Raw genomic sequence first — 18,952 nt, forward strand, 5'->3', positions numbered from 1 at the left:
GATTAGGAATTTAATGGAAATTGCAGTATTTGGTGGCGGGGCGTGGGGGAGGGCTTTAGCCTTTGCTTTTGGAGAAAAGAATGAAGTCAAAATCATTTCAAGGCGGGATTTAAACGAGCCGTTAAAAAAGCTCAATGACGCTTTGATTTCTAAAGGTTCTGCCCCCATAGAGCAAGTGGATTTACAAAGAGGCTTAAAAGCGGCGCTCTATGTGATCGCTATTAGCGTGCAGCACTTGAGGGAATGGTTTCAAAACGCTTCTTTACCCAAAAACGCTAAGGTTTTAATCGCTTCTAAAGGGATAGAGGTGTTAAATAAGGCGTTTGTGAGCGAGATCGCAAAGGATTTTATCGATCCTAATTCTTTGTGTTTTTTAGCCGGCCCGAGTTTTGCGGCTGAAATCATTCAGGGCCTGCCTTGCGCGCTAGTCATTCATTCCAATAATCAGGCTTTAGCGCTAGAATTTGCCAATAAAACCCCCTCTTTTATCAGAGCCTACGCCCAACAAGACATCATAGGGGGTGAAATCGCTGGCGCGTATAAAAACGTGATAGCCATTGCGGGGGGGGTTTGTGATGGCTTGAAATTAGGCAATAGCGCTAAAGCGAGTTTATTGTCTAGGGGTTTAGTGGAAATGCAACGCTTTGGGGCGTTCTTTGGAGGCAAGACAGAGACTTTTTTAGGGCTTTCTGGGGCTGGGGATTTGTTTTTAACCGCTAATTCTATTTTATCTAGGAATTATCGTGTGGGCTTGGGGCTAGCCCAAAACAAGCCTTTAGAGGTGGTTTTAGAAGAATTGGGCGAAGTGGCTGAGGGGGTGAAAACGACCAACGCCATTGTGGAAATCGCTAGAAAATACGGCATTTACACGCCCATTGCGAGCGAATTGGCCTTGCTTTTAAAGGGTAAGAGTGTGCTAGAAAGCATGAACGATTTGATCAGACGCGCTTAAAAGGAAAGAGAGCATGCAAGATTTTTCAAGTTTATTATTAAAATTACAAGAGTATTGGAAAGATCAAGGCTGTTTGGTGATCCAGCCTTATGATATTCCTGCAGGAGCTGGGACATTCCACCCGGCCACGCTTTTAAGGAGTTTGGATAAAAAGCCGTGGAATGTGGCGTATGTCGCGCCCTCTAGAAGGCCTACTGATGGGCGCTATGGGGAAAACCCTAACCGCTTGGGGAGTTATTACCAATTCCAAGTAGTCATCAAGCCAAGCCCTTCTAATATCCAAGAAATGTATTTAAAAAGCTTAGAAGTGTTAGGGATAAACCTTAATGAGCATGATATACGATTTGTAGAAGACAATTGGGAGAGTCCGACTTTGGGGGCATGGGGGCTTGGCTGGGAAGTGTGGCTTGATGGCATGGAGGTTACGCAATTCACTTATTTCCAGCAAGTGGGGGGCATTGCTTGTAGTCCTATTCCGGTGGAGATCACTTACGGCTTGGAAAGATTAGCGATGTATGTGCAAAAAGTGGAAAATATCCTAGAGATTGAATGGGCTAAAAAAAATCATGACAGCGTGCGTTATGCGCAAGTGCATTTAGAAAGCGAATATCAATTCAGCAAGTATCATTTTGAAACAGCGAGCGTAACAAGGCTATTAGAAATGTTTAAAAACGCTCAAGCTGAAGCCTTGCATTGCTTAAAAAACAAGCTCCCCTTGCCGGCTTATGATTTTGTGATGCTATGCTCGCATTTTTTCAATATTTTAGACGCCAGAAAGGCGATTTCGGTGGCTGAAAGGCAAAATTATATTTTACAAATCAGGGATTTAGCCAAAGGGTGCGCGCTTCTTTATAAAGAGCAAGAAGAAGAAAGAGAAGAGCGCTTAAAAAACGCTTTAACAAAGGCTTAAAATGGCGTTAGTTAAGGAAGTGTTGGAAGTTTTGAACCGCCTTTCGCCTTTTGAACTTCAAGAATTGTGGGATAATAGCGGGTTGAATGTGGGGAGTGGAAATAGCGAGTTTAGCGAGATTATCGCATGCTTAGAAATCACGCTTCAAATCGCTCTAAACGCGCCGCAAAACGCCCTAATCATCACGCACCACCCTTTAATTTTCAAGCCCTTAAAAACGCTAAATTATGAGACTTATCCGGGGAATATTTTAAAAATCTTAATCCAAAAAAACATTTCAGTCATCAGCATGCACACGAATTTTGACAAAACGCATTTAAACAAGCATTTTGCTAGCGCGCTTTTAGGGTTTGATGGCTTGATGGAAAAAGGCCTTATGTTAGTGAAAGAAAACGCTAATATAGAATTTGATGCGTTGGTGAAAAAAATCAAATCTTCTTTAGGGGTGGGATCCTTAGCATGCGTCAAAAGTTCTCAAATGATTAAAGATTTAGCGTTTGTGTGCGGATCGGGAGCGTCCATGTTTTCTTCTTTAAAAGTGCAAAGCTGTTTGGTTACAGGCGATGTGAAATACCATGACGCTATGATCGCTCAATCTTTAGGGATAAGCTTGATTGACGCCACGCATTATTATAGCGAAAGGGGTTTTGCACTGATTGTGGCTGAAATTTTGCATTCTTTCAATTATTTGGTTACAATAGAGAATTTTAAAAACCCCTTGCAAATCATTTAAAGGAAAGCGATGAACACCCACCTCAAACAATTGATTGAAATTTCGCATTTGGATAAAGAAATTGACTCCTTAGAGCCGTTGATCAGAGAAAAACGGAAAGACTTGGATAAAGCCTTGAATGATAAAGAAGCTAAAAATAAAGCGATTTTGAATTTAGAAGAAGAAAAATTAGCCCTAAAATTACAGGTTTCTAAAAACGAGCAAACCCTACAAGACACGAACGCTAAAATCGCCAGCATCCAAAAGAAAATGAGCGAGATCAAATCCGAAAGGGAATTGCGATCTTTAAACATTGAAGAAGATATTGCTAAAGAACGATCCAACCAAGCCAACAGAGAAATTGAAAACCTGCAAAATGAAATCAAGCACAAAAGCGAAAAACAAGAGGATTTGAAAAAAGAAATGCTAGAGCTTGAAAAATTAGCGTTGGAATTGGAAAGTTTAGTGGAAAACGAAGTCAAAAACATCAAAGAAACCCAACAGATCATCTTCAAAAAGAAAGAAGAACTCGTGGAAAAAACCGAGCCTAAAATTTATAGCTTTTATGAAAGGATCAGAAGATGGGCGAAAAACACGAGCATTGTAACGATCAAAAAACAGGCTTGTGGGGGTTGTTTTATTAGACTAAACGATAAGATTTATACCGAAGTGCTAACGAGTGGGGATATGATCACTTGCCCGTATTGCGGGCGTATTTTATACGCTGAGGGCGCGTATGAAAACAGCGTTCAACCTCCAAAAGAAAGCCAACCAAAAGAAAGTCAAGAAGAAAGCCAAGAATTAGTTTGATTGTTTAAGTTTTTCTACCTTTTATTGTTAACTTTGGGGCATCTTTTTGGTGCGCCTTTCATCTTGCTTTTGAGTTTTAAAGAAAAATACCGCCATTCTTTAAAGGCTCGTTTTTTTCTCAAAGACAATTTTTTAAAAAGCGAGCCGACTTTTTGGTTTCATGCATGCTCTTATGGGGAGGTCAAATCTTTAGAGCCGATCATTCAAGCTTTAAAAGAGCCGATTTTAATCAGCGTTACCACCCATACCGGCTTTGAATTAGCCGCTCAAACTTATCAGCGCTCTCAACACATAGAAGTGCGTTACCTGCCTTTTGAAACCCTATTATTTGCATGGGAAAAAAACTTAAAGCGTTTAAAAACTTTGGTGGTTACAGAAGCGGAATTGTGGTTTAATGTGTTTGATACGGCTCAAAAATTGGGGGCAAAAACCATGCTCATTAACGCTAGGATCAGCGTTCGTTCTTACCCCAAGTATCAGCGTTTTTCTTTCTTTTATGCGCTTTTATTCAAACGCATTGATTTGATTTTAGCGCAAAGCAAGGACGATCAAAAGCGCTTGTTGAATCTAGGGGCTAAAAAAGTGGTGGATTTTTTGAATATCAAGCGTTTTTCAAAGCCTGTGATCACTTCGTTTTACCCTAAAAACCCAAGCGCTTTAAACATTGTTTTAGCCAGCACGCATGAAGGCGAGGAGGAATTAGGGTTGAAAGCGTTTTTAGAATTGAAAAAGACTTTTAAAAATGCAAGACTGATTGTCGTGCCGCGCCACCCGGAGCGTTTTAAAAGCGTGCAAAATTTGTTGCAAGATATTTTAAAAACGACGCCTTTTAGTTTGGAGTGTTTTTCTTCAAAGGGTTTTGTGGAATGCGATATTTTGTTAGTGGATAGCTTGGGGGAATTGAATAACTTCTATGCGATCGCAGATATTGTCATTTTAGGGGGTTCGTTTGTCAAAATGGGGGGGCATAACCCTTTAGAGCCGGCGTTTTTTAATGCGCGCTTAATCACAGGAGAGCATCTTTTCAACCAAGTAGCGTTGTTTGAATTAGTCAAGCCTTATAAAATCGTTCCAAAAGAGGATCTGTTAGACGCTCTTTTAGATTACAAAAATTTAGGCGTGGCGCGTTTTTTAGAAAACGGGCATGATTTAAACGAATTGCTCGCTTTCATTAAACATTAAAAAGGACAAAGGATAAACATGGAAAAAGCTTATAAAATATTGAGCGTTCAAGAAAACATTTCGCATAAAAAAGCTAAGGCTTTGATTGATTTGGGGTTAGTGAGTATAGGGGGGAAGAAATTGATGGTCGCCAGAAAAGAATTGCCCAAAAACACGCGCTTTAGCGTCCAAAAGGTTGAAAAACCCAGCGTGATTTTTGAAGATGAAAACGTTCTAGCCCTTTTTAAACCCCCCTTTATAGAGAGCTATGATCTGGTTTCTTTTTTCAAAGGTTGGGTTTTGTTGCACCGCTTGGATAAAGAAACAAGTGGGGTGATTTTATTGGTGAAAGAAAATTCAGAATTCCACTTAAAAGCTAAAAAGGCTTTTAAAGACAGGGCGGTTAAAAAAGAGTATTTAGCGATCGTTCAAGGCATCATAGAAGAAGAGCGAGAAATCAACGCCCCCATTCTTACGATTAAAACCACTAAAGCTTTCAGTAAAATCTCTAAAAAAGGGCAAGAAGCGGTTACGATCATCACGCCCTTAAAAATCATCAACAAAAAAACCCTTTTAAAAGTGGGAATCAAAACCGGAAGAACCCACCAGATCAGAGTCCATTTAAAGCACATCAACCACCCCATTATAGGCGATACGCTTTATAATAACGAGCCAAGTTCCGCCAAACGATTGATGCTCCATGCGCATAAAATCGCGCTACTAGGGTATGAATTTGAAGCGATCGCTCCTAAAGAATTTGAATTTTAAGGATGAGCATGAACGCTTGGAATACGATTTATGAACGATTTAACCCCATCGCTTTTAGTCTTGGCGGTATTGAAGTGCATTGGTATGGTTTGGCGTATGCGTGCGCGATTGTTGTCGCTTTTTATATGGCGTTAAGAATGATCCAAAAAGACCCCAAACGATTCCCCATTGAAAGGAAGGAATTTGAGAGTTATTTTCTATGGGCGGAGCTTGGCATTGTGCTAGGGGCAAGGATAGGATACGTTCTTATTTATGAGCCTAATTCCAGCTATTATTTGACGCATTTTTGGCAAATCTTTAACCCCTTTGATAGCCATGGGAATTTTATAGGCATTCGTGGGATGAGCTATCATGGGGGGTTAGTGGGGTTTTTGATCGCTTCGTATCTTTATAGCCGTAAGGATTTGAAAAAGCTTTTGATTTATTTGGATTTGATTGCGATCAGCCTGCCTTTAGGGTATGTTTTTGGGAGGATTGGGAATTTTTTAAACCAGGAGCTTTTTGGGAGAATCGTCCCCAAAGACAGCCATTTAGGGCAGATCATAGGCATTATGGTGGATAATGAACTGCGTTATCCCAGCCAGTTGATTGAAGCGTTTTTAGAGGGGGTTGTCGTGTTTTTTATGGTAATGTGGGCTAAAAAACACACCAAAACGCATGGGCTGCTCATCGTGGTTTATGGCTTGGGGTATTCCTTGATGCGCTTTATTGCGGAGTTTTACAGAGAGCCAGACAGCCAATTGGGGGTTTATTTTTTGAATTTGAGCATGGGGCAGATTTTAAGCTTGTTTATGGTAATTGTTTCGTTAGGGATTTTATTGTATGCTACGAAAAATTCTAAAAAAATAAAGGAAAATCAATGAAATTTTTGGATCAAGAAAAAAGAAGACAATTATTAAACGAGTGCCATTCTTGCAAGATGTTTGACAGCCATTATGAGTTTTCTAGCGAAGAATTAGAAGAAATCGCTGAAATCGCTAGGCTATCGCCAAGCTCTTACAACACGCAGCCATGGCATTTTGTGATGGTTACTAATAAGGATTTAAAAAAACAAATTGCAGCGCACAGCTATTTTAATGAAGAAATGATTAAAAGCGCTTCAGCGTTAATGGTGGTATGCTCTTTAAAACCCAGCGAGCTGTTACCACACGGCCACTATATGCAAAACCTCTATCCGGAGTCTTATAAGGTTAGAGTGATCCCCTCTTTTGCTCAAATGCTTGGCGTGAGATTCAACCATAGCATGCAAAGATTAGAAAGCTATATTTTAGAGCAATGCTATATCGCTGTGGGGCAAATTTGCATGGGCGTGAGCTTAATGGGATTGGATAGTTGCATTATTGGAGGCTTTGATCCTTTAAAGGTGGGCGAGATTTTAGAAGCGCGTATCAATAAGCCTAAAATCGCATGCTTGATCGCTTTGGGTAAGAGGGTGGCAGAAGCGAGCCAAAAATCAAGAAAATCAAAGATTGATGCGATTACTTGGTTGTGATTAAACAAAATCAAAAACTTTTTAACTATAATCAAACCTAAATTAAAGTTTAAGGAGTGGCATTTTGTTTAAAAGAATGGTTTTAATCGCTCTTTTAGGGGTGTTTTCAAGCGTTTCATTAAGTGCTAAGAGTTTTTTAAGAGATGATGGGATTTTAGTCTCTGATTTAAAGGGCATGAAATCAGAATTGTCTGATGCTCCCGCTTGGGTTTTTGAAGACCCTAAAGTCCCCTACGAAGAAATGGGCGTGGCGTATATCCCTGTTAATAATAAATATTTGGGGATTGAGCAAGCGACCTTAAACGCTAAATTGAGCCTGATCGTGGTTTTTCATGAAATCATGTTGAAGTATAAAAAACGCTTCATGGAGCAATTCCATGAGTCCGAGCAAACGACTACGAATATCAGCTACGCTATCTATAATTACCTAGCGACTAAGATCCAGGTAGCCTACACCTATACGAATTTAAAATCGGAGGTGGCTGTGGTGAAAATCAAGCTAGTGGGTTGCCAGATTGAGCAAATCAAAAGGTATTTAAAAGCGAGCGTTGAAAACCTTAACGATAATGAAATCGCTTACATCGCTAAAGTCGCTCAAAAAGAATTCGGTAGCGTTTGCGCATTAAGGTAGTTTTATAGCATTCTAGCGAGCATGTTTAGGGCATGCTCTACGCTTTTATTTTGAATGCTTTCTCTGTCCCCTTTAAAAAAACAGCGATCAATTAAAGCTTGAGATCCTAACTTTTGCACACCAATATAAATCGTGCCTACCGGATTAGCCTTACTCCCCCCATTAGGGCCAGCCACCCCGCTAATCGCTAGCGCTAAATCCACTTTAAAATTGAAAAACACGCCTAATAGCATTTCTTTCACGCATTCTTCGCTATAAACCCCAAAGACTTTTAAAGTCGTGGCATTGACTTTCAACAATTCGTGCTTGACCTCTTCGCTATAACACACAACACCCCCCATAAAAACCGCTGAAGCCCCGCTAATGGAAGTGAATGCATGCGATAATAACCCCCCAGAGCAGCTTTCAGCCACCGCCATTTTTAAATCTAAAGATTTCAAGCGCTCTATTAAAGCGTTTGCGCTTTTTTTGTTATCGTCTAATTCCACAACGTTAGAATTAAAAAGCGTTTGAAGATAAATTCTCGCTTGTTCTGTGTTTTCGCCTTTTAATTCAATGCAATCTTCTTTGACTTGAGCGGTGATTTTCAATCGTTTCAATTCTTTTTCAATCAAAATAAAACCGCTCTCATTATCCATATTCAAAAATTTAAATTTCATCTTTAACCTTTCAAAACCCTAAATTCAGCGTGCGCCATAATTCTTCCACTTCTTCTGTTTCTAAATCAATCGTGCTTTGAGTGCAAAAAAAAGCTTGAATTTTTTCTAAATCCAGGCTTTTAGCTTTCAAGCAAGAGGGGTGCGCTAAAATAAACCCTTGCGCTAAAGCGACAGAACGCTCTAATTTTGCATCGCATAAAAAACAAGAATTGTAACTTTGCAAGCGCCCTTCAAAATTCAAAAGCGTTGCATACATTTCTAAAATCACTCTTAAGGGGTGCTGTTTGGAGAGTTTGTTAGCCCCATCATCTAAAGTGTCAAAATAGATACTATCCAAAGAATGCACGCCCTCTAAATGCCTAAACAAGAGGGCGCAAAAGCGTTGCCAAAAAAACAAGCGCTCCATTTCTCTTTCCCAAATATAGCCTAAATGCAAAATATTCCTTAACTTTGGTAAAAACTTATCATCGTTTTCTTCTTCAAAATCAATTTTACGCCCCACATTCAGCACGCTATGGCGTTTGCCATAGAAACGATAGAGGGTTTTGAGTTGGTTTTTGGTTAAAACGCGCACGATCAAATCTTCATCTCTTATGCTTTGTGTTTGTAAAAGAAACCCTTGCATCACTACTCTTAAGATAATTTGGTTTATTATAAGCAAAACTTGGATACAATCCTAATAAAACTGCAAAATTAAGGAAAAACATGGGATTTGCAGATTTCTTTAAAAATTTTAAGATCAATAAATTGCGGACAGCACCAAGTAAGGAAGAACAACCAAGCCATTGGGTGAAATGCCCTAAATGTTATGCGTTAATGTATCATAAAGAAGTGTTTGGCAAATACAGCGTGTGTTTGAAATGCCATTACCATTTCCGCATGAATGCGACTGAAAGGATTGAATTTTTATGCGATGTGGGGAGTTTTGAAGAGTTTGACAAGCATTTACGGCCTAATGATCCTTTAAATTTCGTGGATAAAGAGAGCTACAAGCAACGCATTAAAAAATACGAAAAAAGGACTAATCGCCCAAGCTCAGTGATCAGCGGTGAGGCTAAAATTAATCGCATGCCTTTGCAGATCGTGGTGTTTGATTTTAGCTTTATGGGGGGGAGTTTAGGCTCTGTGGAAGGCGAAAAGATCGTAAGAGCGATCAATCGCGCGGTCGCCAAAAAAGAAGCGTTACTGATTGTTTCAGCGAGTGGGGGGGCTAGGATGCAAGAATCCACTTATTCGCTCATGCAAATGGCTAAAACGAGCGCGGCTTTGAACCGATTGAGTGAGGCTAAACTCCCTTTCATTTCGCTCTTAAGCGATCCCACTTATGGGGGCGTTAGCGCGTCTTTTGCTTTTTTAGGGGATCTCATCATCGCAGAGCCTGGGGCGATGATAGGTTTTGCAGGGCCTAGGGTGATTAAACAAACCATAGGGGCGGATTTGCCTGAGGGCTTTCAAACGGCGGAATTTTTATTAGAGCATGGCTTGATTGATATGATTGTGCATAGGAAGGATTTGAAGAAGACTTTGAGCGATCTCATCGCTATGATGACGCATAAGACTTCAAAGATTTTTTAAAGTTTTAAGATTGATGCGTTGCGTGGTGTATTCTATCGCTAAAAGTTCGCCTTTAGAGTTAGTGAAAATCTATCAAAAGCAATGCAAGCGATTTGATTGCGAGTTGGAATTAGTGGATTTATTCCCTAAAAATACCGCCAACGCTCAAAAAATTTCTAAAGAACTCGCTCAAAAAAGCTACTCTCTAGCCTTTGAGCCGTATTTAAACCCTAAGGCAAAAAATATCGCCTTACACCCTAAAGCTCAAAGGGGCGATAGCTTTGCGTTTAGTAAAATGTTAGAAAATCATCTTAATATTAATTTTTTTATCGCTGGAGCGTATGGGTTTGAAGAAAATTTTTTAAAAGATTGTCAAGCTTGGAGTTTGAGCGAGATGACTTTTAGCCATGAAGTGGCTAAGATTGTCTTATGCGAGCAAATCTATAGGGCTTTAAGCATTATTTTTAAGCATCCATACCATAAATAGGAGGTGCACATGCGTTTTTACATTATCTTTACATTTTTGTTCATTGTGGGTTTTGGTGTGTTTGTTTATAGTATTGATCCGCAAGCTTATGCCTTCAATTTAGGGAGCTACAGCTTTAATTTTCCCATTGCGGTATGGCTTATGGGCGTTTTAGGCATGTTCGCTTTTTTTTCATGGGTTTTTTTATTCAAGCACAATCTCAGCCACAAAATCCGCTTATACCATGAAAAAAGGGATTTTGACAAATTGCTCAAACAAATCCTATCCCAAGACACTCAAAAGACTTTTTTAAAAACGAAATTTAAAAGCGATCTCGCTAAAAATCTCTCTCAAATCTTAGCCCGCTATGATTTAAAGGCTGATTTAAACACGCCAAATAGCGGGTGCGAAAAAGTGGATAACCTTTTTAAGCATTACCACAATATAGAAAACAACACCCTTGAGCCTAAAGATCACGATAAGCATTCGTTAGCTTATGAGCATGCTTATTTTTCTAAACGCTTGAAAGCTTTCATCCATAACGATTTGAAAAACGCCTTTGAAGTTTTAACAAACGTGCAAATCCCTTTGGAATTACGCCGCTACGCTTTTATAGAAATCGCCCAAAAAGGCAACAAAAAAGAGGTTTTAAAGGCTTTGAATGCGATGCAAGAGAACTTGGATAAAGAGTGCGTGAAGTCTTTTTTAAAAGCCTTTTTTGAAAAATCTTTAAACACAGACACTTTAAAAATTTCAGAGCTTTGCAAAAGGGTGGGTTATGACAAGAACGATTATTTAAAGCTCGCGCAAAAAGCGCAAAAATTTCTTGTCCCCGATCAATGGTTCCAATTTTTTGAGATTTTAAGCCAAGAAGACGATAAGGCGCAAAAAGCCTTTTTATTCGTGTTGTTAGAATTAGAAATGAACGATCTCGCTAAGGAGCATCTAGCGGTTTTATCCTTTGAAGAATACATGCTTTTAAACGCTTATATGGATTTGAAACAAGAGCATAAAAAAGCTTATAAATTAGAAGCGTTTTTGTAGGGGGTTTGTTTGGCTTCATGTTTTTAGGGCAGATAAAAATAGATGGTTGCAAGAAATTCAAGAAATGGGCTAATTGGATCGCTTTTAGCACCAAATGATAAGAGGAAAGAGACTAATCCTTTAAACCCTGATGAGACTAATCCTTTAAAAAGAAACAATTAAAGCCAAAAATACGCTATAACCTACCATAAAAGGTTTTAGTAACCCGTATTTGATGGAAACAAAGCCTTTTTATTTTTCTTCTACGAATTTTTATCCATATCTTGAAAATACCCCACTCAATCAATGTGAGAGTGTTCCTTTCTAAAGAAAGAAGCTTCCTAACTAAACATTGAACGCTAACACGAAAGGCTTTGTTTTTTAAAGTCTGCATGGACATTTCCTACCCTATAAAAGACTAGGGGGATTTTAACCTCTTTTAGCCTAACGGCTATGTGCTTCTTGCGCCCTAAAGGACAGGGTTTTTCGCACTAGTGGGATAAAAAATCCTAAGAAGATTTAAAAAAGCTAAATTTGTGTTCTTAAAAGATAATAAGAAAAAGACGATAAGGGTATTAAAGAATACCCCAAATAACGCTTTAAAAACGCACCACCATAGTGGCCATGTATGAACCTGATTTGAAGTTGCTAGGAGCGCCTTCAGGCAATTTGATATGGAAATACTTTTGACAACCATTAACCGCTTTTTCATAATTTTTAGTGAAAGAATGATGATGGCGGTTTTCCAAAGGCCCTTTCATGTGTTTGCTCATTAACGCAGAATGCTTCAATTTGACAAACAAAAGCAAGTTTTCACCGAACAATGATTTCATCGTGAAAACGAACGCTCGTTTATAGAATGTTCGTTTGTCAATATCAATCCCAATAATCCCACTTCCAGCCGAATAGACTAAAGGCTTTGAATACAATCTCAGATCATCGCCATTCAAAACGCTTAACAAAATCCCTAAACTTATTAGTGTCCTAACCCCATTTTCTTTCCTTAAGATATAACATTATCCGTATGTTTAACAGATAAGGAAATTTAACCTAAAACACCTTAATGGTTGATTAAAAAATTAAAAAAAATGTATTTTTTAAAAAAGCGTTACTCTTTAGAGAATTGTGAATATTTTTATAATTGTATGGTTATTTTTGAACAACTTTTTTTAATTGATTGATAATGAGATAAGACTCTTTTTTAATCCAATAGGGATCGCTAAAACCTTATTTTAATTTTTAAGTTTTTAGATTTTCACCATACAACCTTTTTAAAAGATAAAACACCCCCACAAGCAAAGCCACACCGATTAAAAGAGCGAGCGAGCGTGAATGCATAAAACTTGCCACCCCCAAACTCACCGCACTGCAAAGCATCGCAATAGTCGCATAAGGGAGTTGCGTGATAAAATGGCTTTGCACCGAACACCCTGCCCCCGTAGCCGATAGTATAGTCGTGTCAGAAATGGGGCTTGTGTGATCGCCATAAACCGCGCCTGAGAGGATCGCTGAAACAATCAAAATAATATCGCTTTCATTGGCCATGCCCGCTCCAATGGGCAGCATGATCGCAAACGCTCCCCAGCTTGTGCCGGTAGAAAAAGCGATAAACCCAGAGATTAAAAAAAAGATTAAAGGCATATATGCACCTCCCCCACTATTTAAAAATCCCTTGCTGATGTGGGCCAAGTAAATCCCCGTTTGAGCGTCGTCCCTAATCACAGGCCCGATAGCCCAAGCGAGCGTTAAGACTAGTATCGCTGGTCCCACACTCTTAAAGCCATCTAACATGAGTTTAAAAAAACTCCCTTTTTCTAAAAACTTATAAGCTAAAAGATAAGTAACAATGAGCGAAAACAGCCCCCCATAAAAGAGCGAAAAACTCGCATCGGTGTTTTTTAAGATCACTGCGGTATAGAAAATCAATGATGAAATGGACACGATCAATAATAAAATGGAAAGGGGTAACAAGCTTAAGGGGGCTAGTTTTGAAGAATCCTCTTCTTGTTCGCTATAAAAATCCTTCACGCCTATGTTTTGATACTTCCTCATGCTAGGGAGGTTGATTTGCCATAGAATGGTGAGAAAGACTGCAATGAGCGCAAAAATCGCATAATAATTACTGCTCAAGCTTTGCACAAGCACCGAAAAACTATCTTTTAATAAGGGCGAGCTGTCGTTATTCATGATCCCCATAATATACGCCCCCCAGCTAGAAATGGGGACTAACAAGCACACTGGCGCTGAAGTGGAATCTATAATATAAGCTAGGCGCTCTCGTGTGGAGTTATGAGCGTCGTTTAAAGATTTTGAGATTTGCCCCACGGTTAGGGCGTTAAAATAATCATCTACAAAAATAATGATGCCTGAAAAAAAGGCGATAAATTCGGGGGTTTTGGCGTTTTTAGAGTATTTTTTGGCTTTTTTAACAAAGTTTTGCACGCTACCGGATTTTAAAATCACCTGGCTTAAGACGCCTAAAAAGATTAAAAATCCAAAAACATAGAGGTTGGAAAGATTGAAGTTAAGCCCCTTTTCTGGCTCGTAAGTGTAAAAAACGGAAGTGATTTTGATATAGGCATATTCTACGATGTAAGAAAGGTGTAACGAATGCATTAAAACAGCGCTCACTAAAATGCCTACAAACAACGAGAGCGCGACTCTTTTAGTAAAAACCACCATTAAAATAACGCTAAGAGGAACAATGAGGCTTGATGCTGACAATCCCACTATAATAAAATCCTTTAAACTAATCTTTAAATTTCAATTAAAAGAGACAATCAATATTCACAAAATTCTTTGTTAAAAGAAGAGATGAATTTGCCAAAACCAATCGCTCAAAGGATTTCAATCAAGTGGCCGGGAGAGAGGGATTCGAACCCCCGGAGGTATGACCCTCAACGGTTTTCAAGACCGCCGCTTTCAACCACTCAGCCATCTCCCGCTATTTTTATAAAAGTCCCTAAATGACTACAATATGGAGGCGACACCCGGATTCGAACCGGGGAATCAAGGTTTTGCAGACCCATGCCTTACCACTTGGCTATGTCGCCTTAAATTTAACAATAGTGCGTCTATTGAGATAACAAAATCAAACCATGTTTAATTTGGTTTAATTTGCAACGATGGTGCCCAAAGCCGGACTTGAACCGGCACGGTATTGCTACCGAGGGATTTTAAGTCCCTTGTGTCTACCAATTCCACCACCTGGGCAAACTAAATAGAAACCATGCTCTAGAAGTTAAATCAATATGGAGCGGGAAACGGGGATCGAACCCGCGGCCCCGACCTTGGCAAGGTCGTGCTCTACCACTGAGCTATTCCCGCACTCTTTATTCAAAAAGACGATTGTTATTGTATCTAAACTCAATAATAAAAGTCAAGGGCTTATGAAAAATTTCAAAACTGATTTTAAAACCAATCAAAACAGCCAAAACCCCTTTTATTTAAAAAATGAACAATAATGTTTTGAGTTTCCATTCAAACAAAACCCGTTTAAGAATTTCTAAATATGGGTAAAAAATATACAATACCTTATAATAAGATGAAAATTCATGGCGTTTTGCGCTCATTTTCTATTTCTTTTTAATTTGATTGCATAATAATAGCTGACATAACACATCATCATAGGAGTTTCAATCATGAAAGAAGTCATCCATTCAACGCTAGCCCCAAAGGCTATAGGCCCTTACTCTCAAGCTATCGCTACTAACGATCTTGTTTTTGTCTCTGGGCAATTGGGCATTGATGCGAGCACCGGTGAATTTAAAGGTGCGGACATTCATTCTCAAACCACGCAATCCATGGAAAATATCAAAGCGATTTTAAAAGAAGCTAATTTAGGGATGGATAGCGTGGTTAAAACGACTATTTTATTGAAAAGTTTAGACGATTTTGCGGTGGTGAATGAAATTTATGGGAGTTATTTTACAGAGCCTTATCCGGCCAGAGCGACCTTTCAAGTGGCCAAACTGCCTAAAGACGCTTTAGTAGAAATTGAAGCGATAGCCATTAAGTGATCTTATTAAGGGGGTTATCAGCATGAAAAAAGAAGTCGTGGTAATCGGCGGTGGGATTGTAGGGCTTTCTTGCGCGTATTCTATGCACAAGTTAGGGCATAAGGTTTGCGTGATTGAAAAAAGCGATGGCGCAAACGGCACTTCTTTTGGGAATGCCGGGCTTATTTCTGCGTTTAAAAAAGCCCCGCTCTCATGCCCTGGTGTGGTGTTAGACACCCTAAAGCTCATGCTCAAAAACCAAGCCCCTTTAAAATTCCATTTTGGGCTTAATTTAAAGCTCTATCAATGGATTTTAAAGTTTATGACAAGCGCGAACGCCAAATCCACGCACCGCACCATGGCGTTGTTTGAACGCTACGGGTGGCTGAGTGTTGATATTTATCATCAAATGCTAAAAGACGGCATGGATTTTTGGTATAAGGAAGATGGGCTTTTAATGATCTACACTTTAGAAGAAAGTTTTGAAAAAAAGCTTAAAACTTGCGATGACAGCGGCGCTTATAAAATCCTTAGTGCAAAAGAAACCAAAGAATACATGCCTATTGTTAATGACAATATCTGCGGGAGCGTGCTTTTAACCGAAAACGCGCATGTGGATCCGGGCGAAGTGATGCACTCTTTGCAAGAATATTTACAAAATGTTGGCGTGGAGTTTCTTTATAATGAAGAAGTGGTTGATTTTGAGTTTAAAAATAATCTCATTGATGGCGTTATCACGCATAAGGAAAAAATCCAAGCAGAAAGAATCATTCTAGCCACCGGGGCTAACCCCACTCTCATTAAAAAAACTAAAAACGATTTTTTAATGATGGGGGCTAAAGGTTATAGCATCACTTTTAAAATGCCTGAAGAATTAAAGCCCAAAACCTCTTCTTTATTTGCGGATATTTTCATGGCAATGACCCCACGAAGAGATACCGTAAGGATCACCTCTAAATTAGAATTAAACACCAACAACGCCCTCATTGATAAAGAGCAAATCGCTAACATGAAAAAGAATTTAGCCACTTTCACGCAGCCTTTTGAAATGAAAGACGCCACAGAATGGTGCGGTTTTAGGCCCTTAACCCCTAATGATATTCCTTATTTGGGCTATGACAAACGCTATAAAAACTTAATCCATGCGACAGGGCTTGGGTGGCTTGGCATCACTTTTGGCCCGGCCATTGGTAAAATCATCGCCAATTTGAGCCAAGACGGAGCGAATGAAAAAAATGCCGATATCATGCTTTTTTCTGCATTTTTTAGGGATTAAGGAATTTCTTTTTTAAACCCTAGTTTATTAAGGAGCTTTTATGGAAACGATTGATTCGGTGGTGCGTTTATTATCCAATTTTGTGTGGGGGATTCCCATGCAAATTTTATTAGTAGGCACCGGCTTGTTTTTAACCTTTTATCTTAGGGGTTTGCAATTCAGTAAGATCTTTTATGCGATCAAAATCCTTTTTGACAAAGAGTCCCAATCTAAGGGCGATATTTCGCAATTTTCCGCTCTCATGCTTTCTTTGGGGGCGACTGTAGGCATTGGGAGTATCGTAGGCGTAGCGACTGCTATCAGCATCGCAGGGCCAGGAGCGGTGTTTTGGATGTGGGTTACTGGGCTTGTTGGCATGGCGACTAAGTATTCTGAGGGGATTTTAGCGGTGAAATACAGGGAAAAAGGGGCGTTTGGATACAACGGAGGGCCCATGTATTACATCAAAAACGGCCTTAACATGCCCAAACTCGCCATGGCGTTTGCGATTTTTACGATTATTGCGAGCATTGGCACCGGTAACATGACGCAATCTAATGCGGTTTCTTCCATTTTAAGCGAACAAGCGAACCTGCCTACTTGGGTTTCAGGCTTATTGCTCACTCTTTTAACCGCTGTTATTGTCATAGGGGGGATTAAATCCATTGGTAAATTCACTTCTTACTTAGCTCCTATTATGGTGCTTTTGTATTTGATCACTATCATTTATATTATTGTTAGCCATTTTGATTTGGCCCTTCAAGCGATCAAACTCATTTTTGAAGAAGCCTTTAACCCCAAACCCGTTGTGGGCGGAGCGAGCGGCGCGTTGGTAGCGACAATGATAAAAACGGGCGTGGCTAGGGGGTTGTATTCTAATGAAGCGGGGTTGGGGAGTTCGGCTATTATTGCTGCGAGCGCTCAAACGCGCCACCCGGTGCGCCAAGCCTTAGTGTCCATGCTCCAAACCTTTATTGTAACCTTAATAGTGTGTTCGGCGACAGCGAGCGTGATTTTAATGGCGCCAGAATACAACACCTTGCTCCCTAATGGGGAAAAATTAAGCGCTAATTTGCTCACTCTAAAAAGTACGGAGTATTTTCTAGGCTCATTAGGGGCGGTAGTGATTTTTTTGACCATGATCTTTTTTGCCTACTCTACGATTATTGGTTGGGCTTATTATGGGGAAAAATGCACGGAATACGCCTTTGGTGAAAAAAAAGTGAAATATTACCGCTTGATCTTTTTAGCGAGCGTGATGGTGGGGGCTATGGCTAAAATTGATTTTGTGTGGAATTTAGCGGATCTTTCTAACGGGCTTATGGCTATCCCTAATTTAATCGCTTTGATTTTATTGCATAAAGTGGTGTATTCTGAAACTCGTTGGTATTTTAGCAAGCATTCTAACAAGTAAGATGGTATGTTAAAAAGGGCGAGTTTTGTAGAAGTGAATACCGCTTCTTTAAGGCATAATTTTAGCGCAGTCAAAAGCATTGTCCCTAAAGACGCTTGTGTCATGGCGGTTGTCAAGGCGAACGCTTATGGGGCAGGGGCGATTAAAGCGAGCGAAATTTTTTTACAAGAAGGGGCTAATTATTTAGGGGTAGCGGCCTTAGATGAAGCTTTAGAGTTGCGTTCTCGTTTTTCTAAAACCCCCATTTTGATCTTAGGTTATAGCCCTAACGCTAACGCTTCCATGCTGATTGATAACGATTTGAGCGCTATGGTTTTTAGCCTTGAACAAGCGGAAGTTTTTTCTCAAATGGCTTTAAAAGCCAAAAAACGCTTAAAAGTGCATCTCAAAATTGATACCGGCATGCACCGCTTGGGTTTAGAACCTAATTTTAAAAGCATAGAAATCATTAAAAAAATCCGCACTTTAAAAGGCTTGGAAATAGAGGGGATATTCACGCATTTAAGCAACGCTGATGCTAACATTAAAACCCATGCTAAAAACCAAATGAAAGCCTTTAACGCTTTTTTAGAGCAGCTTTTGGATCAAAAAATAGAATTTCAATACCGCCATGCCTACAATTCCGCCGGCATCCTTTCTTTGTGCAACGGGAATGAAAATCGTTTGTTAAACCTCTATCGCCCAGGCATCATGCTCTATGGTTTTTACCCCTCTAATGAAATGAAAGAATCATGCCCAACCATCTTGAAAAATGTTATCAGTTTGAAAGCGCAAATCGTTCAAATCAGAAGCGTTAAAAAAGGCGAATTTATTGGCTATGGCGAGCATTTTTATACCAATGAAGAGACTTTAGTGGGTGTTTTAGCTCTAGGGTATGCGGACGGGTTAGCACGCGCTTTAGGCAATCGCATTCAAGTAGTAATCAATAACCAACTGGCCCCCCTTATTGGCAAGGTGTGCATGGATCAGTGCTTTGTCAAACTTAATGGTATTGAAGCCAAAGAGGGCGATGAGGTCATTTTGTTTGGGGATAAAAGCACTAAAGCTAATGACGCAAGCGAAATCGCCACGCTTTTAAACACCATTCCTTATGAAACCATTAGCACTTTGTCCAAACGCTTGGAGCGTGTCTATATTTAAAATCAAA

Annotated in this window: 20 protein-coding genes and 4 tRNA genes; 16 read left to right on the forward strand and 8 right to left on the reverse strand. The window is 39.6% G+C overall.

Annotation, left to right across the window (positions count from 1 at the left end):
- Positions 1-13 precede the first annotated feature (13 nt).
- The 9 genes from G6069_RS04535 to G6069_RS04575 all read left to right on the forward strand — a co-directional run bounded on the left by G6069_RS04535 (position 14) and on the right by G6069_RS04575 (position 7,436).
- A complete protein-coding gene (locus tag G6069_RS04535; protein WP_000401698.1) occupies positions 14-952 on the forward strand; it encodes an NAD(P)H-dependent glycerol-3-phosphate dehydrogenase in 939 nt (312 codons plus the stop codon).
- 13 nt (positions 953-965) lie between these two features.
- Positions 966-1,862 carry a glycine--tRNA ligase subunit alpha gene (gene glyQ / locus G6069_RS04540; protein WP_197293518.1) on the forward strand — a complete coding sequence of 299 codons (897 nt, stop codon included), beginning with the start codon at positions 966-968 and terminating at the stop codon, positions 1,860-1,862.
- A gap of 1 nt (position 1,863) precedes the next feature.
- Positions 1,864-2,595, forward strand: coding sequence for a GTP cyclohydrolase I (locus tag G6069_RS04545; protein ID WP_197293519.1), 732 nt, complete (start codon positions 1,864-1,866; stop codon positions 2,593-2,595).
- 9 nt (positions 2,596-2,604) lie between these two features.
- The gene (locus G6069_RS04550) at positions 2,605-3,384 is read left to right on the forward strand and encodes a zinc ribbon domain-containing protein (protein WP_197293520.1); all 780 of its coding nucleotides are present in this window, start codon (positions 2,605-2,607) and stop codon (positions 3,382-3,384) included.
- Complete coding sequence (gene waaA / locus G6069_RS04555) at positions 3,385-4,566, forward strand: lipid IV(A) 3-deoxy-D-manno-octulosonic acid transferase (protein ID WP_197293521.1); 1,182 nt, start codon at positions 3,385-3,387, stop codon at positions 4,564-4,566.
- Between the two features lie 18 nt (positions 4,567-4,584).
- A complete protein-coding gene (locus G6069_RS04560) occupies positions 4,585-5,313 on the forward strand; it encodes an RluA family pseudouridine synthase (protein ID WP_197293522.1) in 729 nt (242 codons plus the stop codon).
- Positions 5,314-5,321: 8 nt separating this feature from the next.
- On the forward strand, positions 5,322-6,176 hold the full coding sequence (gene lgt / locus G6069_RS04565; RefSeq protein WP_197293523.1) for a prolipoprotein diacylglyceryl transferase: 855 nt from the start codon (positions 5,322-5,324) through the stop codon (positions 6,174-6,176).
- Positions 6,173-6,805: an oxygen-insensitive NAD(P)H-dependent oxidoreductase RdxA gene (rdxA, locus tag G6069_RS04570; RefSeq protein WP_197293524.1), complete on the forward strand. Its 633-nt coding sequence runs from the start codon at positions 6,173-6,175 to the stop codon at positions 6,803-6,805. The genes lgt and rdxA overlap by 4 nt, the downstream gene beginning before the upstream one ends.
- 64 nt (positions 6,806-6,869) lie before the next feature.
- Positions 6,870-7,436 carry a hypothetical protein gene (locus G6069_RS04575; protein WP_197293525.1) on the forward strand — a complete coding sequence of 189 codons (567 nt, stop codon included), beginning with the start codon at positions 6,870-6,872 and terminating at the stop codon, positions 7,434-7,436.
- A gap of 2 nt (positions 7,437-7,438) precedes the next feature.
- Here the strand turns inward: G6069_RS04575 and G6069_RS04580 are convergent, their stop codons facing one another.
- Entirely contained in the window at positions 7,439-8,095 is a 657-nt protein-coding gene (locus G6069_RS04580) for a CinA family protein (RefSeq protein WP_197293526.1), read from the reverse strand.
- 10 nt (positions 8,096-8,105) lie between these two features.
- Positions 8,106-8,720 carry a recombination protein RecO gene (recO, locus tag G6069_RS04585; protein ID WP_197293527.1) on the reverse strand — a complete coding sequence of 205 codons (615 nt, stop codon included), beginning with the start codon at positions 8,718-8,720 and terminating at the stop codon, positions 8,106-8,108.
- Between the two features lie 80 nt (positions 8,721-8,800).
- Here recO and accD point away from each other — a divergent pair, with 80 nt between their 5' ends.
- From accD to G6069_RS04600, 3 genes are read left to right on the forward strand one after another with little or no spacing between them, the layout of a single operon-like run.
- Positions 8,801-9,670 carry an acetyl-CoA carboxylase, carboxyltransferase subunit beta gene (gene accD, locus G6069_RS04590; RefSeq protein ID WP_022576453.1) on the forward strand — a complete coding sequence of 290 codons (870 nt, stop codon included), beginning with the start codon at positions 8,801-8,803 and terminating at the stop codon, positions 9,668-9,670.
- A 13-nt stretch (positions 9,671-9,683) separates the two neighbouring features.
- Positions 9,684-10,136 (forward strand): 23S rRNA (pseudouridine(1915)-N(3))-methyltransferase RlmH, encoded by a 453-nt coding sequence (gene rlmH / locus G6069_RS04595; RefSeq protein WP_001203878.1) that lies wholly within the window; start codon positions 9,684-9,686, stop codon positions 10,134-10,136.
- Between the two features lie 9 nt (positions 10,137-10,145).
- Complete coding sequence (locus G6069_RS04600; protein WP_197293528.1) at positions 10,146-11,159, forward strand: LapA family protein; 1,014 nt, start codon at positions 10,146-10,148, stop codon at positions 11,157-11,159.
- Positions 11,160-11,737: 578 nt separating this feature from the next.
- Here the strand turns inward: G6069_RS04600 and G6069_RS04605 are convergent.
- From G6069_RS04605 to G6069_RS04630, 6 genes are all read right to left on the reverse strand, one after another.
- Positions 11,738-12,100: a hypothetical protein gene (locus G6069_RS04605; protein WP_000953806.1), complete on the reverse strand. Its 363-nt coding sequence runs from the start codon at positions 12,098-12,100 to the stop codon at positions 11,738-11,740.
- A gap of 277 nt (positions 12,101-12,377) precedes the next feature.
- Entirely contained in the window at positions 12,378-13,868 is a 1,491-nt protein-coding gene (locus G6069_RS04610; RefSeq protein WP_197293529.1) for a Na+/H+ antiporter NhaC family protein, read from the reverse strand.
- Between the two features lie 126 nt (positions 13,869-13,994).
- Positions 13,995-14,082: transfer RNA gene (locus G6069_RS04615), tRNA-Ser, on the reverse strand.
- Positions 14,083-14,116: 34 nt separating this feature from the next.
- Positions 14,117-14,191, reverse strand: a tRNA-Cys gene (locus tag G6069_RS04620).
- Positions 14,192-14,264: 73 nt separating this feature from the next.
- Positions 14,265-14,351 (reverse strand) — tRNA-Leu (locus tag G6069_RS04625).
- A gap of 39 nt (positions 14,352-14,390) precedes the next feature.
- Positions 14,391-14,465: transfer RNA gene (locus tag G6069_RS04630), tRNA-Gly, on the reverse strand.
- 314 nt (positions 14,466-14,779) lie between these two features.
- On the opposite strand from G6069_RS04630, the gene G6069_RS04635 reads away from it, so the two are divergent.
- Genes G6069_RS04635 through alr form a run of 4 tightly spaced genes read left to right on the forward strand, consistent with a single transcriptional unit; the run spans position 14,780 to position 18,945 of the window.
- Positions 14,780-15,157: a RidA family protein gene (locus tag G6069_RS04635; RefSeq protein ID WP_000665796.1), complete on the forward strand. Its 378-nt coding sequence runs from the start codon at positions 14,780-14,782 to the stop codon at positions 15,155-15,157.
- A gap of 22 nt (positions 15,158-15,179) precedes the next feature.
- Positions 15,180-16,412, forward strand: coding sequence for an NAD(P)/FAD-dependent oxidoreductase (locus G6069_RS04640; protein ID WP_197293530.1), 1,233 nt, complete (start codon positions 15,180-15,182; stop codon positions 16,410-16,412).
- Positions 16,413-16,452: 40 nt separating this feature from the next.
- Complete coding sequence (locus G6069_RS04645) at positions 16,453-17,805, forward strand: alanine/glycine:cation symporter family protein (protein WP_197293531.1); 1,353 nt, start codon at positions 16,453-16,455, stop codon at positions 17,803-17,805.
- 6 nt (positions 17,806-17,811) lie between these two features.
- Entirely contained in the window at positions 17,812-18,945 is a 1,134-nt protein-coding gene (gene alr, locus G6069_RS04650; protein WP_197293532.1) for an alanine racemase, read from the forward strand.
- Positions 18,946-18,952: the final 7 nt, after the last annotated feature.

It is taken from the genome of Helicobacter pylori (genome assembly GCF_017594925.1).
GTDB lineage: Bacteria > Campylobacterota > Campylobacteria > Campylobacterales > Helicobacteraceae > Helicobacter > Helicobacter pylori_DP.